Origin of the sequence: Halalkalibacter hemicellulosilyticusJCM 9152 (assembly GCF_000513115.1) — a bacterium.
Taxonomy (GTDB): domain Bacteria; phylum Bacillota; class Bacilli; order Bacillales; family Bacillaceae_D; genus Halalkalibacter; species Halalkalibacter hemicellulosilyticus.
This window is the reverse complement of record NZ_BAUU01000010.1, coordinates 61,252-85,678: the sequence shown is the minus strand read 5'-3', so window position 1 is coordinate 85,678 and position 24,427 is coordinate 61,252. Positions and strand designations below refer to the sequence as shown.

Sequence of the window (24,427 nt, the reverse complement as noted above, 5' to 3'; positions counted from 1 at the left end):
CACTCATTTTCGCTGTTCTTTAATTTTATAAACACATGAAGTAGAACCTTCCTTCGCAATACACGACGTACGCTCAACCTCATCTGTCTGTAAAAGTTTCTTAAATAATTCATGCTCACATTTACATGCAACCGGATATTCCTTAGCTACTTGAGCAATAGGACAATTATATTCAGTGAATTCAAATGAGCCATCCTCTGTTTCCTTATATTCAACCATGTAACCATTTTCACTTTGAATACGAGCCAACGCTTCGATGCGCTCCTTAAAGCTCCCATCCATCTCTAAGGCATAATTTGAAAAAAGACGATCTCGCCTTTTTTCAAATACTTGATCTACTAATTCCTTGCCACTAAGCTGTTCTATGTCTTTTAATATTCCAATTGACAAGTCGCTATAATTCCGCGGAAATGACTCTTTTCCTTTTTCAGTTAATGAATAGATATATGTTGGTCGTCCCATTGTTTGACGTTTCAAACAAGATTCTATGAGCTCTTCTTTTTCTAGCTCTTTTATATGACGGCGAACAGCCATTTCAGTAATACCTAGTTGGGTGGCAAGGTCGGCTATCGTTTGCTCCTCGTTCCGTTTTAAAATGGACAGGATTAATTGACGAGTCGACGTATCCTTTTTCACAGCGTTCACCATCCTTCCTTTTTATTGTTAGCAATTGTAACACAAAAAGGGAAGCTTCGACTATTGATCTTACTTGGGAATAAATGCAGATACAGGGCCTAGCTCTTGAACAAGGTAACGCCTTACTTGAGTAGGAAAGCTTAACAGCGCATCTTTATGCTCATTCATCAGCTCCTTTAAAGACTGATGATCGATTTTTTGAAACTGTTGTACAAGCGCTTTTCGTTTGCTGACAATTTTTTTCAAATCGTTAGCTTGTTTATGATCAATCACTTTCTCATCCTCCAAAATATCAACAATGTCCTCGTAGCTCCCTGGGTCGCGCATAATAAACCCATCAATCATACTATTACCGACATCAATGATCGATTCAATCACAACCATTGCGATTCGTTCAAGTGCAAGCTGATCCGTAAACGACTCCTCTATATTCGTTAATGTCTCAAAATGTTCAATTGATGTTTCCATATACGTTAATGCTACCTCAATTTGATTTCGATCAACAAAATACATACATTCGAACTCCTTACGTTTTATTTTTCCGTCATTCTTCTCTTGCCTTTATTGCAAACTTGCACACTTTCAGCTATTGTAAATAAGAAACTCTGACAAAACTGGGGGGCATAAAATGTCTGAACGTTTTTTTCTTTATGATGATACCGAAGAAACAAACATCCGCTTTATTAGCTTTATGGGAGAAGCAAGCCGCTTTGATTTAGCCATTATTCAATCAAGTCGTTACTATGGGAAGAAGCTTGTTCTTGATATTCAATCCAACCGTTTTGCGATTATTGGTCAAGACGACCTAGACGAACCTAATTACATAGAAACTGCCTTCAACCTCAACAATGAAGAAGCAGAAGAACTTAAATTATTTCTATACGAAGTCGTATAAGAAAAACATGCGTAGCGGTCTTTTCTTCTACGCGTTGTGCTCAGTCAAGTTGAGCTCTACAGAAATTGTGTGTAACTTACGGAGAATTCACCCACGCACTTACATTGGTTAAACTATTTTTACAATAAAGAGCTCTTATAGTATCTGTTTATACGAATCCATTTTCCTTTATTTCACTCAACATGATCTTTTGAAAAGCACCTCCTTTGGGTACGCTAACCATAAGGAGGTGCTTTCGCAATGGAGAAAGAGAACAAACAAAAGGAAGATTACTCTGATTTCGCTAATGTTGAAGCGATGAGAGATTTTCTCGTACCAGAACAAACACCTGAAGGGCCATATGGATCACCTTTCAATAAAGAAAAGCCTGTTTCCAATAAGACAACCCCGTTTAAGAAAGGTCAACGTCCTTATAGCGCCTTTAATTACGAAAATAAATCATTACACGAGAACAATCCGCGAAAAGACCCTGGAGCCCATCCAACACATGATGGCTAAGAAAAGCTGCGCAGCAGTCTTTTCTTAATTGCGCCGTGCTGAGCCGTTACAATGTGTTGAGCATTTTTGAAAGTGGGGTTCTTTCAAAAATGCGTGTAACGAGTGAAGCCGTCGCTCCCACTAACCCGCCTACTTCCTACTTGATTCAACATCTAAGAAGAGTCAGCCTACATTCTCATAAAAGACTCCATTTGTTTTCTTGAAACTATGAAGAAACTGCAGCGCCATTATTTTTCTTTGGCTTACTTTTATCTTTCACTCGTTTAATCACGAAATAAGCGCATCCGAAATTACAATATTCATACAAGTAGTCAGGGAGTGTGCTAATCTTTGTATCAAATGTCGACTTCTTATGTTTGTCTTCAAAGAAACCTCGTAACCTCAATTGACTATAGCCCCAGTCACCAACTATGTAATCATACTTATTTAAAACTTCACTGTATCGTTCCTTAAAGGCCTCTTCATTCCAACCATTTTTTACATCTTCAATGACTTCAAATTGTAGCCCTTGCAATCGAACCATACTTTTCACCTCAATCCTTCACTCTGATTTGAATTATACCATATGAAAGCGAAGACAACAGCCAGCTCTTTTTTTAGCTAAGAAAATGCCTAACTTCTTGTCTCAGAGACATCGTGAGCAGTTATTACTTTAGTAAAAATGAGCTAAATATTGAGCATACGTTGCCGATACTCTACCCTTGATTGAATTGGTATTTTCCATCACCTACTTCTAAGAATGACATTCATCCTTTTCGTTTAAAAAATCATTTATCGGGCACTCTGAAACTAAAGGAGGGATCGTTTTGAAAACGAAACAAACCATACTATTAATAGCATGTCTACTTATCTTCTCAGGCTGTCACTTAGCCGATGATCCGCAAACAATGCAACGTGTTCAAATGGATCGTGAAATAACTCAACAAAACCATGGATCTCAACCTTATAACCGCATGAGTGTTGGCGATTTTAACGATTACAGCTATGTTCGTTACAACAAACATGATGTTGAACCAAATGGTCAGCAACAAGAGATTATTTATGTCAATCGTGAAAAGCTTTCAGATAGCATTACACGATTAGTTTTAACCAATAACGATGTTGAAGAAGCTGCAACTCTTGTCACTGATCAATACGCTCTCGTTGCATATTCTGCGACGTCAGATGATCGAGAACTGACTGCAGATCAAGTTAAACGTTCAGCTATCTCTATCGTCCCTCATTATTATGAGGTATATATTTCAGATAATGAACACCACTTTGATGAGATTGAGCGATTCCAAGGGTTAAGTGCTCATTCAAACGTTCAGGACTCCATTGAACAAACCATTGAGTTATTTAAGCAATCTCCTCAAGGCAACTACGACGCAGAAGCTGATTAACGAAAGAAGGGTTGTCCAGCTACAGGACAACCCTTCTTTTCTCTTTAGTTTTGAACCTTCATAGCTTCTTTACGTACTTGTGCTTCATTCACTTGTTCATCAGCATGATAGGATGACCTGACAAGAGGGCCTGCTTCACAATGGCTGAACCCTTTGCTAAGCGCTATTTCTTTCAACTCTGCAAATTCGTCTGGATGATAATACTTCTGTACTTTTAAATGCTTCTTAGTAGGTTGTAAATACTGACCAATTGTCATAATATCAACATCCACTGCACGAAGATCATCCATCGTTTCAATAATTTCTTCCTTCGTTTCACCAAGTCCGATCATTAAGCTTGATTTCGTTGGGATATCTTCGTGGATTTCCTTTGCACGCTTTAAGAATTCTAACGTTCGCTCATACGTTGCACGAGCACGAACTCTTGGTGTTAGCCTACGTACTGTTTCTATATTATGATTCATAATATTTGGCCTTGCATCCATTAAAGTCCTTAAGCTGTCAAAGTTTCCGAGCATATCTGACGGTAATACTTCAATCGTACAAAATGGATTACGCTTTCGAATTGCCCGTACTGTATCTGCAAAGACAGCAGCCCCACCATCTTTTAAATCATCACGTGCAACCGCCGTAATAACGACGTGTTTTAACCCCATCTGTTCAACTGACTCTGCAACTCGTTCTGGCTCCTGTAAATCTAACTCGGTAGGTAAACCTGTTTTCACTGCACAAAAGCGGCAAGCTCGAGTACAAATATCACCTAAGATCATAAATGTCGCCGTTTTACGAACTGCCCAGCATTCATGAATATTTGGACAACGCGCTTCTTCACAAACCGTATGTAATTTCTTTTCGCGCATCATTTTCTTCAAGCCTGTATAGGATTCATTCGTATTTAATTTTATTTTAAGCCATTCCGGCTTTCGAAGATGCTCTTCCTTCTTTGCCATTCTATTCACTCCATCCAAGCTTGCATATTTCTCATATCTTATACTTTACCATGATTTTTCGTAAATGACCAAACGATGTGAACTAATTACCAATGATTCACTATGATGATTTTTCATTATTTTAACACACTAATGACTAGTAGAGTGGCAAGGAAAGGAGCATTGTATGACTATTGCAAAATATATTCTCGTTATAACCTGCTTTATTGTCGTTTCATCCCCTCTAGCTGTTCTTGCCAAAGAGACAAAAGATTTGTCCACTGAGGACATATATGAAAATCGAATGGCTTTATATGTTAAAACCGAAGCCATTACAAATGTTCCTTGGTACTACTTAGCAGCTGTTGATACATTTGAGCGTGGCTTAAGAAGGTCACAAAAAGATCGTCCTAACGAGGATGGGTTTATTGCCATTTATTTTTCTGAGGAAGAATGGTCTGGTGTTACGAACCCCAATCGTCAAGATACGAACCCTATTTCTATACAGTTCTTTGACGGCGTCGGACTTGATGGCAATGGGGATGGGAAGGCTGATCGACAAGATGATGAGGACGTACTCTATACATTTGCGCATTATTTAGAAGGGTACGGTGTCACTGAATCTGATTTCAAAATTGCATTATGGGAGCGATACAACCGTGTACAATCCGTTAATATTCCCTTTGGTCATGCAAAAGTGTACCAACAATTCGATACTTTAGATCTTGATGATCATTCTTTCCCAATGCCCCTTCATCACAATTATAGTTATAAAAATACATGGGGAGATCGTAGAGGATGGGGAGGAAGGCGAATACACGAAGGAACAGACATTTTTGCCAATTACAACGTGCCAATCTTAGCGACCGCGTACGGTATCGTCGAGATAAAAGGTTGGAATAAATTCGGCGGTTGGAGAATTGGAATTCGTGACTTAAATAATGTGTATCATTACTATGCGCATTTAAGCGGTTTTGAAAAAGAAATTGAAAAAGGGAAGGTCGTTGCTCCAGGTGATGTCATCGGTTATTGTGGAAGCTCTGGATACGGAAAACCAGGAACCCAAGGGAAATTCCCTCCACACCTTCACTATGGTATGTATCGAGACAACGGTTACACCGAATGGTCGTTTGATCCTTATCCATCATTGAAAAGCTGGGAGAAAGAATCTCGACGTAATCGATAAGAATTCAGGTTATAATCGAGGAAGCAAAAGGTCAAAATAGAAGGGCACCGAAAAGTTTTGTTTTTAACTTTTTCGGTGCCCTTTAAGAAATATACGAAACCGACCCATTTTTAAAAGCTTGATACGATTAGGTTTCTCATATCTGGCAAGCAAAAAGCAAAGTCATTGTTACTATTCAAATTAAAGGTACTGAAAAAGTTGATTAGTACTTTTCAGCAGCCTCCAAAATAAACATTCTCCTCTTCTATTATTACTAATTAGAAATATCAGATGGAATGACAAGTCCACCTCCACTTGAATATACATCTGGAACTTCTCCCGGAATTGTCACTAAACCAATAGGAATCGTCGTACTAACAGCCTCTGTGTTTGTCGCAAATGGAATAACAATTTTCACATCAACTTCTATATGAAAATTCACTTGAATGGTCGTATTATTAATTCCTGTATTAATGACTTGAGCATCCAAATCGGTTTGTACATCTCCAATAGCTGAGAAGCGCACAGGAATTTGCGGTCCTAATTGAGCCAATAACACATTCTTAGTCGCTTGACCTAACGGGATACGGTAAACAATTCCACCTTCTCCATCAAATTCATCATTATAACTCGGTAAGAAAACCTCACCTCTCTCAATTGCTTTTAAATGATTTTGAACAAGCTGCTGCGATTCTTGTACGACTTGGTTATAAATTTGAGTATTAAATTGTATCGATCGAATCGTTCCATCGTCTCCAAACTCCTGAATAAATAAATCCTCCTGATTTAATTCAGCTGTAATTCGTGAATTAACAGCATCACTAATGGCTTTAGTTGCAATGACCTTTGTCTCGGTTGTCGCTATATGAATGAGCGTTGGTCGAATCCCTTGATCTACAATCCAAAGGCCTTGAACGGTTAAAATAATAAAAATAACAAAAGACAAAAGAAGGACATACCGAAACGGCAGTGGGCCTTTACGTGTCCTTGGTCGTATTTTTCTTGGTGCTCTCACGCTCAAAACCCCCTTTGCATAATTTATATGCAAAAAGGGGGCCTAGCTTGATAAAAAAATAAGTACAAAGCCAATCAATGAAAAAAATTCTTAATGGCGAATGCGCTCATATATTCGAAATTCATGAGGATGTTTATTTTTTTCATCAACCGTACCTTTTTCAGTAGATTTCAAGTGCCACTCTTTGGGATCGATATTCGGGAAATAAGTATCTGCTTTAAATGTATCATCAATATATGTGACATACAATCGATCAACAGCATCCCAGAAAAGGGTAAAGATTTCTGTTCCTCCTATAACAAACACTTCATCTTCTTGAGCTGTCAGTCGTTGAAGCTCCTCTTTCGTATGAACCACTTCACACCCTTGAGCTACAAACGCATCATTACGAGTAATGATGATGTTTCGACGTTTAGGTAACGGACGACCAATGGACTCATACGTTTTTCTCCCCATTACGATTGTATGTCCTGTCGTCACACGTTTAAAGAAGGCAAGATCATTAGGAAGGTGCCACGGTAAGTCATTTTGATAGCCGATTGCTCGATTTTGGTCCATTGCAAAAATAAAGGAAATCATACTGAAACAGCTCCTTTAATATGCGGATGTGGATCATAACCAACTAATTGAAAGTCCTCAAACTCAAAATCAAAAATAGATTCTCTCTCTGGATTAATCTCCATTCTAGGTAATGGCCGTGCATCACGTGTTAATTGCAATTTAACTTGCTCTATATGATTTAAGTAAATATGTGCATCTCCAAATGTATGTACAAATTCACCAGGTTTCAATCCAGTAACTTGTGCCATCATCATCGTCAAAAGAGCATATGAGGCAATATTAAATGGTACACCTAAGAAGATATCTGCACTTCGTTGATATAGCTGACACGATAGCTTCCCATCATTCACATAAAATTGAAACAAACAATGGCAAGGCGCCAATGCCATTTCATCAATCTCAGCCACATTCCAAGCGTTAACAATGATCCGTCTTGAATCAGGGTTATTTTTAATTTGGTCAATGGCCTCACTGATTTGATCTACAGTCTTGCCATTTGCTCCTTGCCATGACCGCCATTGCTTCCCGTAGACAGGACCTAAGTTTCCTTTCTCATCCGCCCATTCATTCCATATTCGAACACCATGCTCCTGTAAATACTCAATATTCGTATCACCCTTTAAAAACCATAATAATTCGTGAATGATGGAACGTAAGTGCAACTTTTTCGTCGTTAATAACGGAAAACCTTTATCTAAATCAAACCTCATTTGGTAGCCAAATGTACTAATTGTACCAGTTCCAGTTCGGTCTGTTTTTTCATTTCCTGTTTCCAGTACATGCTTACATAAATTTAAATATTGCTCCATCGTTTGATCCCCTCACTATACAGTGTTTGCTAATATAGATTCGATCTTCACAATCGTCACATCTAATTGTTGCGCTAAATCCAGATCATAACAATCTTGAAGATCACATCCATTTTCTCTTATAATACGTACGATCGGATGCGTCGTTAAACTTTGATTTTGCTTAACAACGATGCCTTCTCTACCATCACTTAGCGTAACAGAAAGCCCTTCTGGATACAATGCAACTACACTCCTAAAAGCTTCAACCAAACTTTGGTCAAACTGAGTACCAGCTCCTGCGTACAATAATTCTAATGCCTCATTTGGTAGCATTGCGTGACGATAGACTCGTTGTGATGTAATGGCATCAAATACATCTGCGATAGCAATCACCTTTGCATACTCGTGTATTTCATTATGTTGAATTCCTCGTGGATATCCAGATCCATCAAGACGTTCATGATGTTGAAACGCACAATGGGCAGCGAGCAAAGGCACATCATGTTGCTTACGCAAATACTCAAAGCCTTCACTCGCATGGGCTTTAATCATACTAAATTCTTCATCCGTTAATTTACCTGGCTTATTCAATATTTCTAACGGGATCATCATTTTCCCAACATCATGTAGGATCGCTCCAAGTCCTATCTCTTTAAGCTGCTTCTCATTATAGTTTAATTCAAGCGCAAGCCTTAGCGTATAAACCGTTACATTTAAGGAATGAGTAAAAACGTAGTTATCATATGTGATGACATCAGATAAAATCGATAATGCTTGTTGGTGACTGTTTAAATCATTTAATATTTCATCAATAACTTTACTAAAATGTTTATTCATCTGCGGACTATTGAACGCTTTGTTTAATGTCGATTTTTCTGAAACGACACGAAATTCTCTTTTAATCGTTTTGATTGCATTTTGTTTCGTCTCTCGTTGTATCGCCTCTTCAATTTCAATATCAGCCGTTCGATCATCCTTTATATATATAAACGAAATACCGAGTTCATGTAAACGACCAATCATTCGACTAGACAAAGAAATGCCCTCTTGAAGGAGAACCTGTCCACTATCATTATGTATCGTTTTTGCTAATATATCCCCTTCAGTCACTGCCTGAGTAGAAACTAGTCTCATGATGTACTACCCCTTTATATTTTACCATTATTCATTCTTTAGTTTACATCATTTCTAGTCTACTCGTCCTTAGTTTTATGAAAGTATTTGACGAAAATCAAAGAAAAGTGCAAGGAAATAACAATAAAAAACCATTTCCTTGCACCATTCGACATTTATTTCATTTTTAATAGGGCTTCTCTCCCTATTTCACCAATAGTAATGCCAAGCTGCTCCGCTTCTGATGTCACAGATTCAAGTGGTGCTTCCAATAATTGTTCAATTGTTCGAACTCCGACAGCACGTCCGGCCACAATTTTTCGATCTTTTAATTTTTCATTTAATAAAGCAACATCTAATGCACCACACATAATATATCCGACATCATTCGTCACAGCCATGAAATTTGTTTTAGGGAGCTTTAACGTTACAGCAATAAACGTTTGATCTTTAATTTGAATGGGTGTCATCTCTAGCACAAGACCCACATCCTTTCATTCATATAACGTTCTATAGTACGGTATGAATGATCATCTTCTTATGTGAGCATTACTAAGACCCAATTTCCTTCAAAGCTACTTCAAATACATCTCTTAAGACTTCTGGCATGAAATAAACTTTCTCCTTCGCTTCTGAAATGGCTGGGAACAAATGGCCAAAGGTGTACATATCCAAAGTTGCAATGGAATAGATGTCATGATCCTTTAACGGTTCTCCAAGTACTTCAATCGAATGAACCTCGCCTAACTCACAGTCATACGATAATCCTGTGAAGATTGTTTTCCCTAGTAGTTCCCCTCGGAAGCCAAATCCTTTCAGCGCTAATTTTTGTATTTCATTTGATTCCCCACGTATAATCACTTCTTTGAGTGCCTTTCCTGACAGTTGAACTACACATGGGTTAATTGGGTGGGGACAAGCACTTAAGATGTCCGCCTTAGAAATATCACCACTTGTTAAAGAATGTAAAATAACACCCGCATTAATCATGCCTATGGTCTGTCCACACCATTTGGCTAATGCCTCACATAGTCTCGTTACAATTTCTGTTTCCTCAAACCAATTTACTTCATAACTGTTCGGCAATGTCGTCACAACTTGTAATAGTTGTTGCTGTGCCTGTTCTGCTAATCTCTTGAGACAAGTATCAGACTTATCATCTGTTGATAACAGGTTCTGACTAGAATGAATACATGCGCGTTTGCTAACAATCGTATGCTGATCAACATCAAGGATAAGGTTCACCTCGCCTAGATAAGCACCATGCTTTCCAGCTTGTACAATTAATGTTTCATTGATGACTTCTCCTTCTTCTAGCACATGATGTGTATGTCCACCTATAATCACATCAAGTCCAGCAACGCTTTCTGCAAGCTTACGATCCGAACGTAATCCTAAATGAGATAGAAGTACAATTACATCTGCTTCCTCTTGTACAATGGGTAACCATTTTAATATAGCTTCAATTGGTGGGAGAACCTTCCAACCTAGCTGTCCATAAAAAAGTTCGAATGGTGCAGTGACACCAATGAAACCAACCTTCACACCATTTTCTAATATACAAACATCATATGGTTTACACCAAATAGGCCTTCGGTCATCTTGATCAACTAGGTTGGCTAATAGTACTTGAAAATGAGCCTGATCATACATCTCATTTAACTGTTTAAATGAAAATGTGATTCCTTCGTTATTTCCAATAGTTACATAATCAACCCCAGCTTCGTTCAATAAGGCCACATTCCCCTTCCCTAGCGAAGCCTCAGTAATTGGGTGACTTCGATCTGCATGGTCACCTATATCCACATACAATGTATTAGAATCCCGCTTTGCTTTTATATGAGCAATCATGCCTGACCAATACTCGAATCCACTATGTATGTCATTCGTATGAAAAAGACGTACTTGTTTTTCTTTCATTCTACCCTCTCCAATTTACCGATTACTCACCAAAGAGATCAAGCTGTCTTGGTGCTAGCCCTTCATACTCAATATGTAGCATATCTATAAATTGTGCCGCATTATCTGCTGCATCTCCACCCGAGTTATTATTAAATATGACATAGACATCCTTCGAGTCGATTTGCTTCATAGAATGAGCCACCCTTCTAGTTCTTCTGTTCGATAACGATACAAATAACGAACGTCGCGCCACTTCCCATTTCCAGGATCATTCCATCCATGTACATTACGACCATGCATACGAATTAACGTCTTTTCCTTTTGTGTACTTTCAAGAACAGTTGGAATGGAGCCAATTCCAGCTTGTGGCTCATCACAAATACTATGTATCCACTTCTCTTGACGCATAAAAGCTAACGTCTTATCTTTCATCTCTTGTGTAAACCATGTTTGATTACGGAACTCTAAAGCAGCAGGCAAATCGCGAAGCTCTTGCTTCATATACCGTAAATATTGAACATGCTCCTTTTTACAATCAAACCAAGGCGGAAATTGACAAAGCACCATCGCTAACTTGCCAGCTTTCTGTAATGGTTCAATCGACAAGCGAAACGCCTCAAACATTTCTTCTTTTGTTTCATAAGGATCCGTCCCCTTCTGGTGACCTGTCATCCCTTGATAAGCCTTGACGATGAATTGAAAGCGCTCAGGAGTTTCAGCTACCCACTTTTCCATATTCCGTTTCGGTTGAATCGCATAGAATGATGAATCTAACTCAACAATAGGAAAATGCCCTGCATATGTTTGCAGCTTTGCCCCTGTCTCACCTTTATACAATGAATAGTGGTCTCCCCAACCAGCAAGGCCAATATAAATCATTGTCATGCTCCTCCTATGTAAACTTACAAATTGAATAATCCTATCATACCATTCCTATTCAAAACAAACGAGTCATAAGAGGGGTACTAAAAAAGTTTGGTTATCAACTTTTTTGGTTTCCTGTTTTAAGAAGCTTGATAGGAGTGGATTTATCGTATCAAGCGCGCAACGAGTGAAGCTATTGCTAGTCTTATTAAATTACTACAAAAGTTAACTTGTGCTTTTTCAATGTCCTCAGTCATAGCCTTGCTAGATGACACCGGAAAAAGTGAAGAGATTAATTGTATTTAAATATCCCTCTTTATGATTGAGCCATCATCTAGACATATAGATACACTCTTCTCTCTTTTATATAATTTAAAGAATGTCATAATCGTTATTAACAAGAGCAAAGCGCACACTGCACCAACCCACCCTTTAAAGCTATCTTGAGTAAAAAGATCAGTCGATGATGGGAAAAATCCTTGGCTTGTGAGCAGAAGATAAAACGTGAAATTACCACCCCAATGAAGACCTATACTCATCCATAGTGAACCTGATTTCCACATGGCAATAAGAAAACCGCTCCCATTAACGCATACCGAATCTTTCAATACCTATATCGTTTTTCTCAAACATTTACACATCAAAACGGAACTTGCTCTTCAATATCAGCTCTCAATAAGGCTGTCTCAACAAGAGCTTCTACTGCTGATCCATATGCTTCAAACCACGAACCAATGATACCTAATTTTCTTCCTTGAATTTCTTTCTCTTTATCTCTAAAGACTTCAAGCTATAGCCAAAAGCCGATAAACCAGAACCAATGGTTTGTAACCATATCGCTACTACTGCTTGACGCTCAAGTAAAATAGCTAATCATCTACTTGCTGTATTTCATCAAAAAAAATGCTTGATAAGGAATTATCCTTAATCAAGCATTTTTTATAGCAACAGACTTATTACAAGTTATCCAATAGAACCTTCCATCTCAAAGCTGATAAGACGATTCATCTCAACCGCATATTCCATAGGAAGTTCTTTCGTAAATGGCTCAATGAAGCCCATTACAATCATCTCAACTGCTTCTTGCTCAGGAATACCACGGCTCATTAAATAGAATAATTGATCCTCTGATACTTTTGAAACCGTCGCTTCGTGCTCAAGAGTGATGTTATTATTTAGAATTTCATTGTATGGAATTGTATCTGATGTTGATTCATTATCCATGATAAGCGTATCACATTCGATCTTCGCCTTCGACCCTTCTGACTTACGACCAAAGTGACAGATTCCACGGTACGTTACTTTACCACCATGCTTCGAAATCGACTTCGATACAATCGTCGATGAACAATTCGGTGCTAGATGATGGACCTTCGCGCCAGCATCTTGGTGCTGCCCTTTACCCGCAATCGCAATGGAAAGAATCGTACCTTTTGCTCCCTCACCGCGCATAATAACAGCTGGATATTTCATCGTTAGCTTCGAACCAATATTACCGTCAACCCATTCCATTGTTGCGCCAGCATCAGCAACCGCACGCTTCGTTACAAGATTGTAAATGTTTGGCGCCCAGTTTTGAATCGTTGTATAACGGCAATACGCATCCTTCTTAACGATAATCTCAACAACCGCACTATGAAGCGAGTTTGTTGAATAAACAGGAGCTGTACACCCTTCTACATAGTGAACGGAGCTATCTTCATCAGCAATGATTAACGTACGCTCAAATTGCCCCATGTTTTCTGAGTTAATACGGAAGTAAGCTTGTAATGGCGTATCTGTTTTCACACCTTTTGGTACGTAAATGAACGATCCACCTGACCAAACCGCAGAGTTTAAAGCCGCAAATTTATTATCAGAAGGAGGAATCACTTTTCCAAAATGTTCTCTGAAAATGTCCTCATGCTCTTTAAGAGCCGTATCCGTATCTGTGAAAAGTATGCCTAGCTCTGTAAGGTCTTCCTTCATATTATGGTAAACAACCTCTGATTCATATTGAGCTGAAACCCCAGCTAAATACTTTTGCTCCGCTTCTGGAATTCCAAGCTTGTCAAACGTATTCTTAATTTCCTCCGGTACTTCATCCCATGATTTCTCAGACTTCTCAGAAGGCTTAACATAATACGTAATATCATCAAAGTTTAGCTCACCTAAGTCGCCGCCCCATTGTGGCATTGGCATACTGTAAAACGTTTCTAATGATTTCAAACGGAAATCTAACATCCACTGTGGTTCGTCTTTCATTCGGGAAATTTCTTCAACAATTTCCTTTGTCAAACCACGTTTTGAACGGAAAATTGATACGTCACGATCCGAAAACCCATATTTGTATTCCCCGATATCTGGCATTTTTTTTGCCATGTTGAACCCTCCTTATTTATAAATAAGCACTACTTATTATCTTCAATCCCCTTTTCCATCGCTTTCCATGCAAGTGTAGCACATTTGATACGTGCAGGGAATTTCGTCACACCTTGAAGTGCCTCAATGTCACCAAGATCAAACCGCTCTTCATCATATTCATTACCAAGCATCATATTAGAGAAAATATCAGCCATCGCTACTGCCTCTTCTGTTTCCAAACCTTTTACAGCTTGTGTCATCATCGAAGCAGAAGCAAGACTAATTGAACAACCTTCACCTTCGAATTTTGCATCTTTCACCTTACCGTCTTCAATTAATAATTGAAGCTGAATTCGATCTCCACATGTTGGGTTATTCATATTAACTGTTACAGCATCACCATCAAATTCACCACGATTGCGTGGGTTTTTATAATGATCCATGATAACCTGTCTATAAAGTGTATCAAGATTAGAAGACATCTCCAAAGTACTCCTTTGCTTTCACTAATCCTGCTACAAGTGCATCAATGTCCTCTTTTGTATTATACAAATAGAAGCTCGCACGCGCTGTCGCTGTGACATCTAACCATTTCATTAATGGTTGAGCACAATGGTGACCAGCACGAACTGCAATACCTTCCGTGTCTAGTACTGTTGCAACATCATGCGGATGCACATCATCGATATTAAATGTAACAAGACCTGTACGTTGCTTCGGACCGTAAATGGCCATTCCTTCAATATCCGTTAAACGCTCTGCTGCATATTGAGCTAGATCATGATCATGTCGGGCAATCTCATCAAGGCCAATTTCCTCTAGAAAATCAATGGCTGCACCTAACCCAATCGCTCCCGCAATGATCGGTGTTCCCCCTTCAAATTTCCAAGGTAACTCCTTCCAGGTTGAATCCTGTAAACCAACGAAATCAATCATTTCTCCGCCAAATTCAATTGGCTCCATCTTCTCTAACAGCTCTTTCTTTCCATAAAGAACTCCTATTCCAGTCGGTCCACACATTTTATGCGCAGAAAAGGCAAAAAAGTCACAGTCTAAATCTTGTACGTCGACTTTAAAATGTGGTGCACTTTGTGCCCCATCTACTATCATTATAGCACCTTTTTGGTGAGCCATTTTAGCTATTTCTTTTACAGGATTTACAACACCTAACACATTTGATACGTGCATAACAGAAACGATCTTCGTATTCGTTGACAGAACTTCCTCGAGGTCATCTAAATCAATTGTCCCATCGGGATGGAGCTTCACGTATTTCAACGTCGCTCCAGTTGCTTTTGCAACCTGTTGCCATGGAATAATGTTGCTATGGTGCTCCATCGGGGTAATGACGATTTCATCACCTTCTGTTAATTGACTTCTGCCATAACTTGAAGCGACCGTATTAATCGCCGTCGTCGTTCCTCTTGTAAATATGATCTCAGCAGTTGAAGAAGCGTTAATAAATGAACGCACTTTTTCACGTGCACCTTCGTAGCCATCCGTTGCATGAGTACCAAGCGTATGCACACCACGGTGAACATTTGAGTTGTACTCACGGTAATAGCGATCGAGCGCTTCAATGACTTGAACAGGCTTCTGAGATGTTGCTGCGCTGTCTAAGTAAACAAGCGGGTGGCCGTTTACTTCTTGATTCAATATCGGGAACAGCTGCTTAATCTCTTTTGCATTCATTATTTAACTTTCCCTTCAATTGCTTCTCTTAAGCGTAACTTGACAGATTCAATCGGTAGCTGTTCGACGACCGGTGCTAAGAAGCCATGAATGACAAGACGCTCTGCTTCTTGACGAGAAATACCACGACTCATTAAGTAAAACATTTGGATTGGATCCACCTGCCCAACTGAAGCAGCGTGACCTGCTGTTACATCATCCTCGTCAATTAATAAAATCGGGTTCGCATCTCCACGTGCTTTTTCACTTAACATTAGTACACGCTCAGTTTGAACACCATTAGATTTTGTTGCACCGTGTTCAATCTTCGTAATACCGTTAAAGATTGATGTTGCCGCTTCGCGCATAACACCATGCTTTAAGATATGCCCTTCAGAATGCTTACCATGATGGAAAATTTGTGTTGTAAAGTTTTGCTTTTGATCTCCACGACCAATGGAAACAGTCTTTGTATCTGTCCATGATCCGTCTCCTACAAGGTGAGTCGTATTTTCAGAGATCGTATCACCATCATTCATTTGACCTAAAGCCCAATCAATACGTGCATCCTTTTCAACATGGCCTCTACGTACAACATAAGTTGTCACGTTGCTACTTAAGTTATCAACTGCACCAAATGCCACTTTCGCACCTTGCTTTGCATAAACCTCTGCAACGATATTCGCAACCATTTCGCTATTTGTTTGTGAAGCATAGTTCTCAACATATGTTACTGTACTATTCTCTTCTGCAACTACGACTACATGGTTGTTATACGATGCTTCAGCTGTTTCAAACGAGAAAATCGCTTGTAACGGTACTTCTACATGTACATTGCGTGGGACATAAATAAATACGCCACCATTAACAGCAGATGCATGTTGTGCAAGTAGCAGGTTTTCTTCTGCCTTCACAGCTTCACCGAAGAAATATGGCTTCAATTTATCTGCATGCTCTTGAGCTGCTGTTTGAAGGTCTGTGAAAATAACACCTTTATTGGCCAATTCATTCGTAACCTTTTTAAACACTGCTGTCGTATCTTGTTGAACAAAAAGGTTTTGCTCCTTCGCTTCTTCATCTATAAGCTCTTTCACAGTAGCTGGTAGCTCATTAACGCTTGAAACAACCTCTTTTTCAGCTAAATCAAATGTAGCCTTTTGAAAGCTCCAATTTTTTATATTTGTTTTTTCTGGCTTTGGTAGAGCCGTTTTTTCTGAAAGCTCTAATCCTTTCAAACGAAGTTCCTCTAACCATTGAGGTTCCTTTCTCTTCTTAGAGAATGCCTGAACTTGATCTTTTCCGATCAATATTTTCGTCTCTACTGACATACATATACCCACCTTTTACGTATATTTCTTCAATTCTCTTACGCTTCTTGATTCACACGCTCGTCTTCAATGCCAAGCTCATTCTTAATCCAGTCATAACCTTCAGCCTCTAGACGTTCAGCTAATTCATATCCACCAGACTTGACAATTCGACCTTGCATCATAACGTGAACCTTATCGGGCTTAATGTAGTTCAGTAGACGTTGATAGTGCGTAATAATTAAACAACCGAATTCTTCCCCTCGCATGTCATTAACTCCTTTTGAAACGACTTTCAAGGCGTCAATATCTAAACCTGAGTCTATTTCATCAAGAATTGCAATTTGGGGTTCGAGCATTAACAGTTGAAGAATTTCATTACGTTTCTTCTCCCCACCAGAGAATCCTTCATTTAAATAACGGTGTGAGAAAGACTCATCCATCTCAAGTAACTCCATCTTTTCATCTAGCTTACGAATGAATTTCATTAATGAGATTTCGTCTCCTTCTTCACGCTTCGCATTAATCGCTGAACGTAAGAAGTCAGAATTAGTAATCCCACTAATCTCGCTTGGATATTGCATCGCTAAAAATAATCCTGCTTGGGCACGCTCGTCCACTTCCATCTCTAGAACATCTTCTCCATTCATATGAACAGATCCGCCTGTAATTTCATACTTAGGGTGTCCCATAATAGCCGATGCAAGAGTTGATTTACCTGTACCGTTTGGACCCATGATAGCGTGAATTTCGCCACCTTTAATTTCAAGGTTGAAATCTTTTAAGATCTCTTTACCTTCGATAGACACTTGCAAGTTTTCAATCTTCAAAAATGGTGCTGACATAATTCCCATACCTCCAATGTATTTCGCTAATTTCTCATCGTTAGCGAGTAAATGTAATTGATTGTTGATTCTCAATTTATTCTCATTACAATCTTATAACAAATCTAGATAAAATTCAAGAAACCACCTCTGACTGATCGTGGCTTTTCACCTTATCTTTTTTATAATAAGCATTGAAAACAGAGTAGCACCGATGGCACTACTCTGTTTTATTTTATCATAAAATTTGAACCAAGCGAAATCGAATCATCCTATTTTTTATTTCTTACTGTACAGGTTGGTTATCTCCTAGCTCTTTCATAGCTTCTTGAACAAGTGTGACCGCTTGGCTCATAGCTGCACCACCACCAAATGCGGCTGAAACGCCAACCGTTTCTAAAATTTCATCCTCCGTGCAGCCCTCATCTAAACATCCTTTAGTATGATAAATAATACAATATTCATCTTGAGAAAAAATACTAATCCCTAAGGCAATTAACTGTTTTTCCTTCTTCGCTAGCTTTCCTTTTTCAAAGCACGCCTCTGTAAAAGCATTGTATTTCTTCGCTATCGTAGGCATTTTTTTTGTAAATACACCTATTCCTTCTTTATAGTCTTGTAACGCCATTTGAATTGGACTTTGATCCTGTTGATCTTGCTGCTGTTGCTGATCCATTTCCTAATCCCTCCTAATCACTTTTAAACATCCGTATTATTTACAGGGAGGTTGTAAGATATACGAGCAATGTGCGAAGCCGTTACTTTTTAAAGCTTGATACGAGTGACGCCATTGCCAAATAAATCAAAGCCACTGAAAAAGTTGATTTGTACTTTTCAGTGGCTCGTTTCTAGTGCTTTTATATGGTTCATTTAGTTTTGAACAGGAATAACCGCTCCATCATATTGCTCATAAATAAATTCACGAATTTCATCTGAAGTTAACACTTCATATAAAGCTTGAACTAATTCACCCTCTTCATTACCTTCACGAACAACTAATAGATTTGGCTGGAGAACATCCTCACCCTCAAAAGCAATTCCAAAGGCCTCAATATCAACTCCACCTTCAAGTGCATAGTTCGTATTAATCACAACCGCATCACCTTCGTCATTTTCAAATGAAGGAGCTAACATTCTTGCTTCGACTTGATATTCATCAAATTTTAAGTCTTTCGGATTCGATACGATGTTTTCCACACGTGCAAGCTCTCCTTCTTCAACATCAAGTTCAATTAATCCAGCGCGCTCAAAAATCGGTAAAATACGCCCATGGTCACTAATCGAATCACTGATAATAATCGTTGCACCGTCTGGCAATTCATCTAAACTGTTATATTCTTTTGAATACACACCAATTGGCTCATAGTGAATTTCACCAATACTAACAAAATCATATGCTTCGTTATCATCCATTTGCGAAGCTAAATACCCAGGTGTTTGGAAATAATTGACGTCAATTTCATTTTCCAATAACGCTTCATTAGGTAGAATATAGTCAGAGAAAGTTGTAATATCTAGGTCGATCCCTTTCTCCGCTAATAAAGGAGCCGCAGCTTCTAATATTTCCGTATGTGGTACAGCTGATGCTCCAACACGTAACGTATCTAACGTATCCTCATCTGCTCCATTCCCACATGCTGCTAATGTAACTGATAACCCTAACGCTGCAACTAAACCTGCTACTTTTTTCATCTTTCTTTCCCCCACTCTTATCGTTTGTCTGTTTTATGTGTAAAGTAGTCCCCGATCCATTGAATGATAAAAACAATAATCAGGATGGCTACTGTTGCCACCAAAGTAATCATACTATTATTACGTTGAAAACCTTCTAAATAAGCCAAGTGTCCAAGCCCGCCAGCAGCAATAACACCTGCCATAGCAGTATAACTAACGAGTGCAATCGCTGTAACCGTTATACCTGAAATCAAAGCTGGCATTGCCTCTGGAATTAATACTTTACGAACGATAGTGAATGAGGACGCCCCCATTGCTTGTGAAGCCTCAATGACCCCTTTATCAATTTCCCTAAGAGCAATTTCTACCATTCGAGCGTAAAAAGGTGCAGCACCAATAATTAATGCTGGCAATGCTGCATTGGCACCTAACATCGTCCCAACAATCGCCCTTGTAAATGGAATGAGTAGTACAAGCAAGATAATAAATGGGATCGAGCGGAATACATTGACAATCGTACTAAAAATAAAATGGATAATGGCATTCTCCCATAAGCCACCCTTACTCGTTACATATAAAATAAGTCCAAGTATGATTCCCAATACAAATGTAACGGCAACGGAGATCGTTGTCATGTAAATTGTTTCAACAGTTGCTTCCCATAATCGATCGACCTTAATTTCCTCAAGAAAATCATTGATCATTCTTGATCACCTCCACATCAACCTTTTTCTCTTTGATGAAGGCAATCGCATCATTGATTATGTGCTCTTCCCCTTTAAGTGCAACAAACAACGTCCCATATGAACCATTTTGAATCTTTGTAATCTTACCTTGAACAATATTTACTTCAATATCAAATGCTCGAATCAATTCGGTAATAAGCGGGCTTTCTGTTTCCTCCCCGACAAACGTTAATTGAACCATTCGGCTATTTGGTTCACTCGCCAAGGTAGCTATCGCCTCAACGGTCTCTTCTGGCTCGGTAATTTGTTTCACAAATTCTTTTGTCATCTTCTGCTGCGGTCTTCGAAAAACTTCAAGAACAGGACCCATTTCAACAATTTGTCCTTCTTCCATGACGCAACCCGATGACAAATTTTTCGAATCACATGCATCTCATGAGTAATTAAAATAATCGTTAAATCAAGCTTTTGATTAATATCAACTAATAGCTCTAAAATCGAGTCTGTCGTTTTCGGGTCAAGAGCCGATGTAGCTTCGTCGCACAAAAGCACACTTGGATTGTTGGCTAATGCTCGAGCGATGCCGACACGTTGCTTTTGACCCCCACTCAATTGGGAAGGGTAACTATCACCACGTCCTTCAAGTCCAACAAGCTCAATTAATTCATCGACACGCTCTTTTCTTCGCGCTTTATCGACACCAGCAATTTCCAGAGGAAAAGCAATATTTTCTCGCACGGTACGTGACCATAGAAGGTTAAAATGTTGAAAGATCATGCCAATTTCTTGACGCGCCTTTCGCAATTCTTTTGCTGACAAAGAGGACAGATCACGATCCCCAACAATCACCTTACCTTCTGTCGGTCTTTCCAGCATATTTAGCATGCGGATTAGTGTGCTCTTACCTGCTCCACTATAACCAATCACACCAAATATTTCACCTTCCTCAATCGTTAAATCGACACCGTCCACTGCTTGAACTGGCCCATTTTTCGTATTAAAACGTTTCTTGATTCCTTTTAATGAAATCACCGAAAACCACTTCCCTTATAAAACTTTAAACAAAAGCCTATATTATTAAATATAAAAAAACCTTCCTGCGCATGACAGAAAGGATGATACATTCGTCCTTCCTCTCATCTTTCAAAGTGGTAAACACTTTGCAGGATTTAGCACCTTATAAGATGATGAATCATCTTATCGGTTGCTGGGCATCATAGGGCCAGTCCCTCCGCCTCTCGCAATAAGAGTTTTTATTATATGAAAATACTAATATTTTAGCTCCTATGAATAATATCATAGGAAAAAATCAACTGTCAATGAATGATGATCAGTATTTCTTGCCAATTTTGTGAATAGCCATTTATGTTAATGACCCAAAAGGGATTACTTCCCTTTCGGGACACCGCTCACAAATTAGCACCAACCCTCATCACAATTTTCTACATAGGATTGAACATCGTTACGTTGTTTATTTTCGTATCTGTATATTTTATCTTCATCAAATTCAAAGCCCTCTGCCATTTCATGCTGCAGGCCTTGGTTTGTTTCTATTACTTGACCAATCTTAGCTTCACCCATATACAGGCTAAGCTTCCCGCCTTCATACTTCCCCTTCACTTGACTGGTCACATCAACCTTCACAAATTCCAAGTTCACGTAAGCACCTCCTCCTTATTTTACAGAAGATACGCATAGTTTCCCCAGAATAAGCAAACTTATCATAACGATTAACAGCCGACTTTCTAAGAAAGCGTCGGCTGTTAATGTTTACCGAATTTCTTTATAAAAAAGAGGTTCCAAAAGATTTAAACCTAGATCCTTTGAAACCTCTACATTGTCATTTCTACTCTTGACTAATCATTTCCTCATATTGTTCCGCTTGCATAAGCTCGTCTAACTCAGCTTCCTTACTTGGTTTAATAAGAAGCATCCATGCTTTTTCATACGGAGACTCATTGACAAGCTCTGGTGAATCATCTAAATTTGCATTTACTTCAACCACTTGTCCACTGATTGGAGCATACAACTCCGAAACCGTTTTCACTGACTCAACATTCCCAAATGGCTCATTAGCTGTCAGTTCATCACCCGCTTCAGGCAATTCAGCAAATACTATATCCCCTAATTCTTCCTGTGCAAAATGAGTGACCCCAATTCGTACTTGATTATCCTCTTTTTTCACCCATACGTGCTCTTTCGAATACGTTAACTCTTTTGGTACTTGACTCATGGTTAACCTCCTACTTTTCATCTTTTCTCTTTAGTATAACGTGATAATGTTGAAAAGAAAAACAGCCTATTTCCAATTTTGCTCAAATAAGTCCTCTTTAAAACCAACCGTCACTTTCTTCCGATCAGTCGTTATCGGGCGCTTAATGAGCATTCCATCAGAAGCAAGCAATTCTAACGCTTCATCTTCTGTCATTGTTGGTAGTTTCTCTTTTACATTTAATTCACGATATTTCTTTCCACTCGTATTAAAGAATTTCTTAATATCTAAACCACTATTTTCCACCATGATTTTTAGTTCATCTTTAGTAGGTGGATTCTCGACAATATGTACATCATTCACTTCTATCCCTTTTTCCTCTAACCATTTTTTAGCTTTTCGACATGTTCCACACTTCGGATAATGATAAAAAGTTATTGCCATTACAAACATTCCTTTCTCATTTATTCATTCTTAGTATTGCTTAATTCATGTAAAACCACAACCAATATGTTTCAATATTAACAACTTCTCACTAGAATAGACTATTGCCATTTCCTTAAAACTAAGTGTGTATCCAAATCATAAGGATACGCTGCATGAAGTGCAGCATTCCAAAGGAGGATCAACATGCAGCAAACACAAATCCCAAACCAACAAAGCCAGCAAAATCAAGCTATTATGCAGCAACCACCAGCGATTATTTCAACAAAAGACCAATTGTATTTAACAGACATGCTTTCATGGAATTTAATAGCGATGAAAAAGGCTCATTTCTTCGCTCAGCAATGTCAAGACCAAGACATTATTCAAGCCCTTGAAAATGCCGGATCCATGCATCAACGCCATTACGAAAAAATATTAACTCACTTGAATGCGACTCAAAATCAACAGCAATCAATACCGGTTCAATAATAGGGAGGGCCAATAGATGAATCAACAAAAAATTAAAAATCCTGAACTGCAAGTACCAAAAACACCACAAATGTCTGAACGTGACTTTATCAATGATCAATTAGCGACGGAAAAATATATGTCAAACGCCTATACTGTGGCATTAAACGAATTAAGTCACGATCAGCTTTATCAAGACATTTCATCCATTTATAACGAAACCCAAAATTGTCAACGCACCATTTATAATGTCATGTTCAAAAAAGGATTTTATGCTTTAGAAGCAGCTGAACAACAAAAGCTTTCAGAAGCATATCAGCAATTTTCAGGATACCAATCACAATTTCCTTATCAATAAAAAAAGAAAGGTCTTCCATAGGATTAATTCGATCCTCTGGATAGACCTTTTTCTAGCGTTGCTCGCAACGTTCTTAAGTTATTATGAAAGTCATTTCTGATTTTAGAAGAAAGGATATTGAAAAAGGATTAAGCCACACGTTAATACCACCACACACGGGCGTTGTCGATATTTCCCGAGAAATATCCTATTCCCCACTTGAAAGCAAGCTTTCCTTTTGATATGACTTAAATATAAACGAAAGGAGAGAAGAAAATGAAAACAACGCTACATATTCAAACAGAAGCTCGTGATCAAATGGTTGAAGTAACGCATAGAATACAAGAATGGATCAGATCCATTAACTTTCAGGATGGAATCATTATCGTCAACTCTTTACATACAACAGCAGGAATTACCGTTAATGAAAATGCCGACCCTGATGTGAAGACAGACATGCTGATGAGACTAGATGAAGTATATCCATGGAACCACCCAAAGGATCGTCATATGGAAGGGAATACCGCTTCTCATCTAAAGGCAAGTACGGTCGGCCACTCTCAAACGATTATTGTCTCAAATGGACAACTTTTGCTCGGTACATGGCAAGGAGTCTATTTTTGTGAATTCGATGGACCTCGCCAACGAAAATGCGTTTTAAAAGCCATTTCCACTATATGAGTGTCACAACGTAAGAGCAAACAATTAAACAGACATGGATACCCTGC

Annotated in this window: 28 protein-coding genes, 2 pseudogenes and 1 riboswitch; of the genes and pseudogenes, 7 read left to right on the top strand and 23 right to left on the bottom strand. The window is 38.7% G+C overall.

Annotated features, from left to right (window positions below):
- Window positions 1–3: 3 nt before the first annotated feature.
- Together JCM9152_RS07680 and JCM9152_RS07675 are read right to left on the bottom strand one after the other, a co-directional pair.
- Window positions 4–636, bottom strand: coding sequence for a helix-turn-helix transcriptional regulator (locus JCM9152_RS07680; protein ID WP_235715655.1), 633 nt, complete (start codon window positions 634–636; stop codon window positions 4–6).
- A 69-nt stretch (window positions 637–705) separates the two neighbouring features.
- Window positions 706–1,149 (bottom strand): DUF86 domain-containing protein, encoded by a 444-nt coding sequence (locus JCM9152_RS07675; RefSeq protein WP_035342820.1) that lies wholly within the window; start codon window positions 1,147–1,149, stop codon window positions 706–708.
- Between the two features lie 115 nt (window positions 1,150–1,264).
- On the opposite strand from JCM9152_RS07675, the gene JCM9152_RS07670 reads away from it, so the two are divergent.
- Together JCM9152_RS07670 and JCM9152_RS07665 are read left to right on the top strand one after the other, a co-directional pair.
- Window positions 1,265–1,531, top strand: a complete 267-nt coding sequence (locus JCM9152_RS07670; protein WP_035342818.1) for a DUF3055 domain-containing protein — start codon at window positions 1,265–1,267, stop codon at window positions 1,529–1,531.
- 240 nt (window positions 1,532–1,771) lie between these two features.
- Window positions 1,772–2,029, top strand: coding sequence for a hypothetical protein (locus tag JCM9152_RS07665; protein ID WP_035342816.1), 258 nt, complete (start codon window positions 1,772–1,774; stop codon window positions 2,027–2,029).
- Window positions 2,030–2,234: 205 nt separating this feature from the next.
- On the opposite strand, the gene JCM9152_RS07660 is transcribed toward JCM9152_RS07665, so the two are convergent.
- Window positions 2,235–2,552 carry a YutD family protein gene (locus JCM9152_RS07660; protein WP_052015722.1) on the bottom strand — a complete coding sequence of 106 codons (318 nt, stop codon included), beginning with the start codon at window positions 2,550–2,552 and terminating at the stop codon, window positions 2,235–2,237.
- Between the two features lie 283 nt (window positions 2,553–2,835).
- Between JCM9152_RS07660 and JCM9152_RS07655 the strand changes: the two genes are divergently transcribed.
- Window positions 2,836–3,411, top strand: coding sequence for a YhcN/YlaJ family sporulation lipoprotein (locus JCM9152_RS07655; protein ID WP_052015719.1), 576 nt, complete (start codon window positions 2,836–2,838; stop codon window positions 3,409–3,411).
- A gap of 44 nt (window positions 3,412–3,455) precedes the next feature.
- Here JCM9152_RS07655 and lipA read toward each other — a convergent pair whose 3' ends face one another.
- The gene (gene lipA, locus JCM9152_RS07650) at window positions 3,456–4,370 is read right to left on the bottom strand and encodes a lipoyl synthase (RefSeq protein ID WP_369384540.1); all 915 of its coding nucleotides are present in this window, start codon (window positions 4,368–4,370) and stop codon (window positions 3,456–3,458) included.
- Window positions 4,371–4,527: 157 nt separating this feature from the next.
- Between lipA and JCM9152_RS07645 the strand changes: the two genes are divergently transcribed.
- Complete coding sequence (locus tag JCM9152_RS07645) at window positions 4,528–5,526, top strand: M23 family metallopeptidase (protein WP_035342812.1); 999 nt, start codon at window positions 4,528–4,530, stop codon at window positions 5,524–5,526.
- Window positions 5,527–5,779: 253 nt separating this feature from the next.
- Here the strand turns inward: JCM9152_RS07645 and yunB are convergent, their stop codons facing one another.
- The 19 genes and pseudogenes from yunB to JCM9152_RS07545 form a co-directional block, all read right to left on the bottom strand.
- Window positions 5,780–6,520 carry a sporulation protein YunB gene (gene yunB / locus JCM9152_RS07640; RefSeq protein ID WP_035342810.1) on the bottom strand — a complete coding sequence of 247 codons (741 nt, stop codon included), beginning with the start codon at window positions 6,518–6,520 and terminating at the stop codon, window positions 5,780–5,782.
- A 90-nt stretch (window positions 6,521–6,610) separates the two neighbouring features.
- Window positions 6,611–7,099 carry a dihydrofolate reductase gene (locus JCM9152_RS07635; RefSeq protein WP_035342808.1) on the bottom strand — a complete coding sequence of 163 codons (489 nt, stop codon included), beginning with the start codon at window positions 7,097–7,099 and terminating at the stop codon, window positions 6,611–6,613.
- Window positions 7,096–7,890: a thymidylate synthase gene (locus tag JCM9152_RS07630; protein WP_035342806.1), complete on the bottom strand. Its 795-nt coding sequence runs from the start codon at window positions 7,888–7,890 to the stop codon at window positions 7,096–7,098. Before JCM9152_RS07630 ends, JCM9152_RS07635 begins: the two co-directional genes overlap by 4 nt.
- A gap of 15 nt (window positions 7,891–7,905) precedes the next feature.
- Window positions 7,906–9,006 carry an HD-GYP domain-containing protein gene (locus JCM9152_RS07625; protein ID WP_035342803.1) on the bottom strand — a complete coding sequence of 367 codons (1,101 nt, stop codon included), beginning with the start codon at window positions 9,004–9,006 and terminating at the stop codon, window positions 7,906–7,908.
- 155 nt (window positions 9,007–9,161) lie between these two features.
- Window positions 9,162–9,464, bottom strand: coding sequence for a YunC family protein (locus JCM9152_RS07620; RefSeq protein WP_035342801.1), 303 nt, complete (start codon window positions 9,462–9,464; stop codon window positions 9,162–9,164).
- Between the two features lie 73 nt (window positions 9,465–9,537).
- Entirely contained in the window at window positions 9,538–10,905 is a 1,368-nt protein-coding gene (locus JCM9152_RS07615) for a bifunctional metallophosphatase/5'-nucleotidase (RefSeq protein WP_035342799.1), read from the bottom strand.
- 22 nt (window positions 10,906–10,927) lie between these two features.
- Window positions 10,928–11,766: pseudogene (locus JCM9152_RS07610) on the bottom strand (DUF72 domain-containing protein).
- A gap of 948 nt (window positions 11,767–12,714) precedes the next feature.
- A complete protein-coding gene (gene sufB, locus JCM9152_RS07600) occupies window positions 12,715–14,112 on the bottom strand; it encodes a Fe-S cluster assembly protein SufB (RefSeq protein WP_035342795.1) in 1,398 nt (465 codons plus the stop codon).
- Window positions 14,113–14,141: 29 nt separating this feature from the next.
- A complete protein-coding gene (sufU, locus tag JCM9152_RS07595; RefSeq protein ID WP_035342793.1) occupies window positions 14,142–14,576 on the bottom strand; it encodes a Fe-S cluster assembly sulfur transfer protein SufU in 435 nt (144 codons plus the stop codon).
- Window positions 14,566–15,786, bottom strand: coding sequence for a cysteine desulfurase (locus JCM9152_RS07590; RefSeq protein ID WP_035342791.1), 1,221 nt, complete (start codon window positions 15,784–15,786; stop codon window positions 14,566–14,568). Before JCM9152_RS07590 ends, sufU begins: the two co-directional genes overlap by 11 nt.
- On the bottom strand, window positions 15,786–17,093 hold the full coding sequence (sufD, locus tag JCM9152_RS07585; RefSeq protein WP_035342789.1) for a Fe-S cluster assembly protein SufD: 1,308 nt from the start codon (window positions 17,091–17,093) through the stop codon (window positions 15,786–15,788). Before sufD ends, JCM9152_RS07590 begins: the two co-directional genes overlap by 1 nt.
- Window positions 17,094–17,131: 38 nt before the next feature.
- Window positions 17,132–17,917, bottom strand: a complete 786-nt coding sequence (sufC, locus tag JCM9152_RS07580) for a Fe-S cluster assembly ATPase SufC (RefSeq protein ID WP_035342786.1) — start codon at window positions 17,915–17,917, stop codon at window positions 17,132–17,134.
- A gap of 265 nt (window positions 17,918–18,182) precedes the next feature.
- Window positions 18,183–18,572 (bottom strand): carboxymuconolactone decarboxylase family protein, encoded by a 390-nt coding sequence (locus JCM9152_RS07575; protein WP_052015716.1) that lies wholly within the window; start codon window positions 18,570–18,572, stop codon window positions 18,183–18,185.
- A 194-nt stretch (window positions 18,573–18,766) separates the two neighbouring features.
- Complete coding sequence (locus JCM9152_RS07570; protein ID WP_035342784.1) at window positions 18,767–19,588, bottom strand: MetQ/NlpA family ABC transporter substrate-binding protein; 822 nt, start codon at window positions 19,586–19,588, stop codon at window positions 18,767–18,769.
- 17 nt (window positions 19,589–19,605) lie between these two features.
- The gene (locus tag JCM9152_RS07565; RefSeq protein ID WP_035342782.1) at window positions 19,606–20,274 is read right to left on the bottom strand and encodes a methionine ABC transporter permease; all 669 of its coding nucleotides are present in this window, start codon (window positions 20,272–20,274) and stop codon (window positions 19,606–19,608) included.
- A pseudogene (locus JCM9152_RS07560) lies at window positions 20,264–21,288 on the bottom strand (methionine ABC transporter ATP-binding protein). Before JCM9152_RS07560 ends, JCM9152_RS07565 begins: the two are co-directional and overlap by 11 nt.
- A 101-nt stretch (window positions 21,289–21,389) precedes the next feature.
- Window positions 21,390–21,506, bottom strand: a riboswitch (SAM riboswitch).
- Window positions 21,507–21,672: 166 nt separating this feature from the next.
- A complete protein-coding gene (locus JCM9152_RS07555) occupies window positions 21,673–21,915 on the bottom strand; it encodes a YusG family protein (protein WP_235715654.1) in 243 nt (80 codons plus the stop codon).
- A gap of 187 nt (window positions 21,916–22,102) precedes the next feature.
- The gene (gene gcvH, locus JCM9152_RS07550; protein WP_035342780.1) at window positions 22,103–22,489 is read right to left on the bottom strand and encodes a glycine cleavage system protein GcvH; all 387 of its coding nucleotides are present in this window, start codon (window positions 22,487–22,489) and stop codon (window positions 22,103–22,105) included.
- 66 nt (window positions 22,490–22,555) lie between these two features.
- Window positions 22,556–22,912: an arsenate reductase family protein gene (locus JCM9152_RS07545; protein ID WP_035342778.1), complete on the bottom strand. Its 357-nt coding sequence runs from the start codon at window positions 22,910–22,912 to the stop codon at window positions 22,556–22,558.
- Between the two features lie 186 nt (window positions 22,913–23,098).
- Between JCM9152_RS07545 and JCM9152_RS07540 the strand changes: the two genes are divergently transcribed.
- From JCM9152_RS07540 to JCM9152_RS07530, 3 genes are all read left to right on the top strand, one after another.
- Window positions 23,099–23,383, top strand: coding sequence for a hypothetical protein (locus JCM9152_RS07540; RefSeq protein ID WP_035342777.1), 285 nt, complete (start codon window positions 23,099–23,101; stop codon window positions 23,381–23,383).
- Between the two features lie 16 nt (window positions 23,384–23,399).
- Window positions 23,400–23,720 (top strand): spore coat protein, encoded by a 321-nt coding sequence (locus tag JCM9152_RS07535; protein ID WP_035342775.1) that lies wholly within the window; start codon window positions 23,400–23,402, stop codon window positions 23,718–23,720.
- Window positions 23,721–23,975: 255 nt separating this feature from the next.
- Window positions 23,976–24,380 (top strand): secondary thiamine-phosphate synthase enzyme YjbQ, encoded by a 405-nt coding sequence (locus tag JCM9152_RS07530; protein ID WP_035342773.1) that lies wholly within the window; start codon window positions 23,976–23,978, stop codon window positions 24,378–24,380.
- Window positions 24,381–24,427: the final 47 nt, after the last annotated feature.

Coding starts and splice junctions, on each gene's coding strand:
- JCM9152_RS07675 (WP_035342820.1), bottom strand. CDS start 1,149: ATGTATTTTGTTGATCGAAATCAAATTGAGGTAGCATTAACGTATATG.
- JCM9152_RS07670 (WP_035342818.1), top strand. CDS start 1,265: ATGTCTGAACGTTTTTTTCTTTATGATGATACCGAAGAAACAAACATC.
- JCM9152_RS07665 (WP_035342816.1), top strand. CDS start 1,772: ATGGAGAAAGAGAACAAACAAAAGGAAGATTACTCTGATTTCGCTAAT.
- JCM9152_RS07660 (WP_052015722.1), bottom strand. CDS start 2,552: ATGGTTCGATTGCAAGGGCTACAATTTGAAGTCATTGAAGATGTAAAA.
- JCM9152_RS07645 (WP_035342812.1), top strand. CDS start 4,528: ATGACTATTGCAAAATATATTCTCGTTATAACCTGCTTTATTGTCGTT.
- JCM9152_RS07635 (WP_035342808.1), bottom strand. CDS start 7,099: ATGATTTCCTTTATTTTTGCAATGGACCAAAATCGAGCAATCGGCTAT.
- JCM9152_RS07630 (WP_035342806.1), bottom strand. CDS start 7,890: ATGGAGCAATATTTAAATTTATGTAAGCATGTACTGGAAACAGGAAAT.
- JCM9152_RS07625 (WP_035342803.1), bottom strand. CDS start 9,006: ATGAGACTAGTTTCTACTCAGGCAGTGACTGAAGGGGATATATTAGCA.
- JCM9152_RS07615 (WP_035342799.1), bottom strand. CDS start 10,905: ATGAAAGAAAAACAAGTACGTCTTTTTCATACGAATGACATACATAGT.
- sufB (WP_035342795.1), bottom strand. CDS start 14,112: ATGGCAAAAAAAATGCCAGATATCGGGGAATACAAATATGGGTTTTCG.
- sufU (WP_035342793.1), bottom strand. CDS start 14,576: ATGTCTTCTAATCTTGATACACTTTATAGACAGGTTATCATGGATCAT.
- JCM9152_RS07590 (WP_035342791.1), bottom strand. CDS start 15,786: ATGAATGCAAAAGAGATTAAGCAGCTGTTCCCGATATTGAATCAAGAA.
- sufD (WP_035342789.1), bottom strand. CDS start 17,093: ATGTCAGTAGAGACGAAAATATTGATCGGAAAAGATCAAGTTCAGGCA.
- sufC (WP_035342786.1), bottom strand. CDS start 17,917: ATGTCAGCACCATTTTTGAAGATTGAAAACTTGCAAGTGTCTATCGAA.
- JCM9152_RS07575 (WP_052015716.1), bottom strand. CDS start 18,572: ATGGATCAGCAACAGCAGCAAGATCAACAGGATCAAAGTCCAATTCAA.
- JCM9152_RS07570 (WP_035342784.1), bottom strand. CDS start 19,588: ATGAAAAAAGTAGCAGGTTTAGTTGCAGCGTTAGGGTTATCAGTTACA.
- JCM9152_RS07565 (WP_035342782.1), bottom strand. CDS start 20,274: ATGATCAATGATTTTCTTGAGGAAATTAAGGTCGATCGATTATGGGAA.
- gcvH (WP_035342780.1), bottom strand. CDS start 22,489: ATGAGTCAAGTACCAAAAGAGTTAACGTATTCGAAAGAGCACGTATGG.
- JCM9152_RS07545 (WP_035342778.1), bottom strand. CDS start 22,912: ATGGCAATAACTTTTTATCATTATCCGAAGTGTGGAACATGTCGAAAA.
- JCM9152_RS07540 (WP_035342777.1), top strand. CDS start 23,099: ATGCAGCAAACACAAATCCCAAACCAACAAAGCCAGCAAAATCAAGCT.
- JCM9152_RS07535 (WP_035342775.1), top strand. CDS start 23,400: ATGAATCAACAAAAAATTAAAAATCCTGAACTGCAAGTACCAAAAACA.
- JCM9152_RS07530 (WP_035342773.1), top strand. CDS start 23,976: ATGAAAACAACGCTACATATTCAAACAGAAGCTCGTGATCAAATGGTT.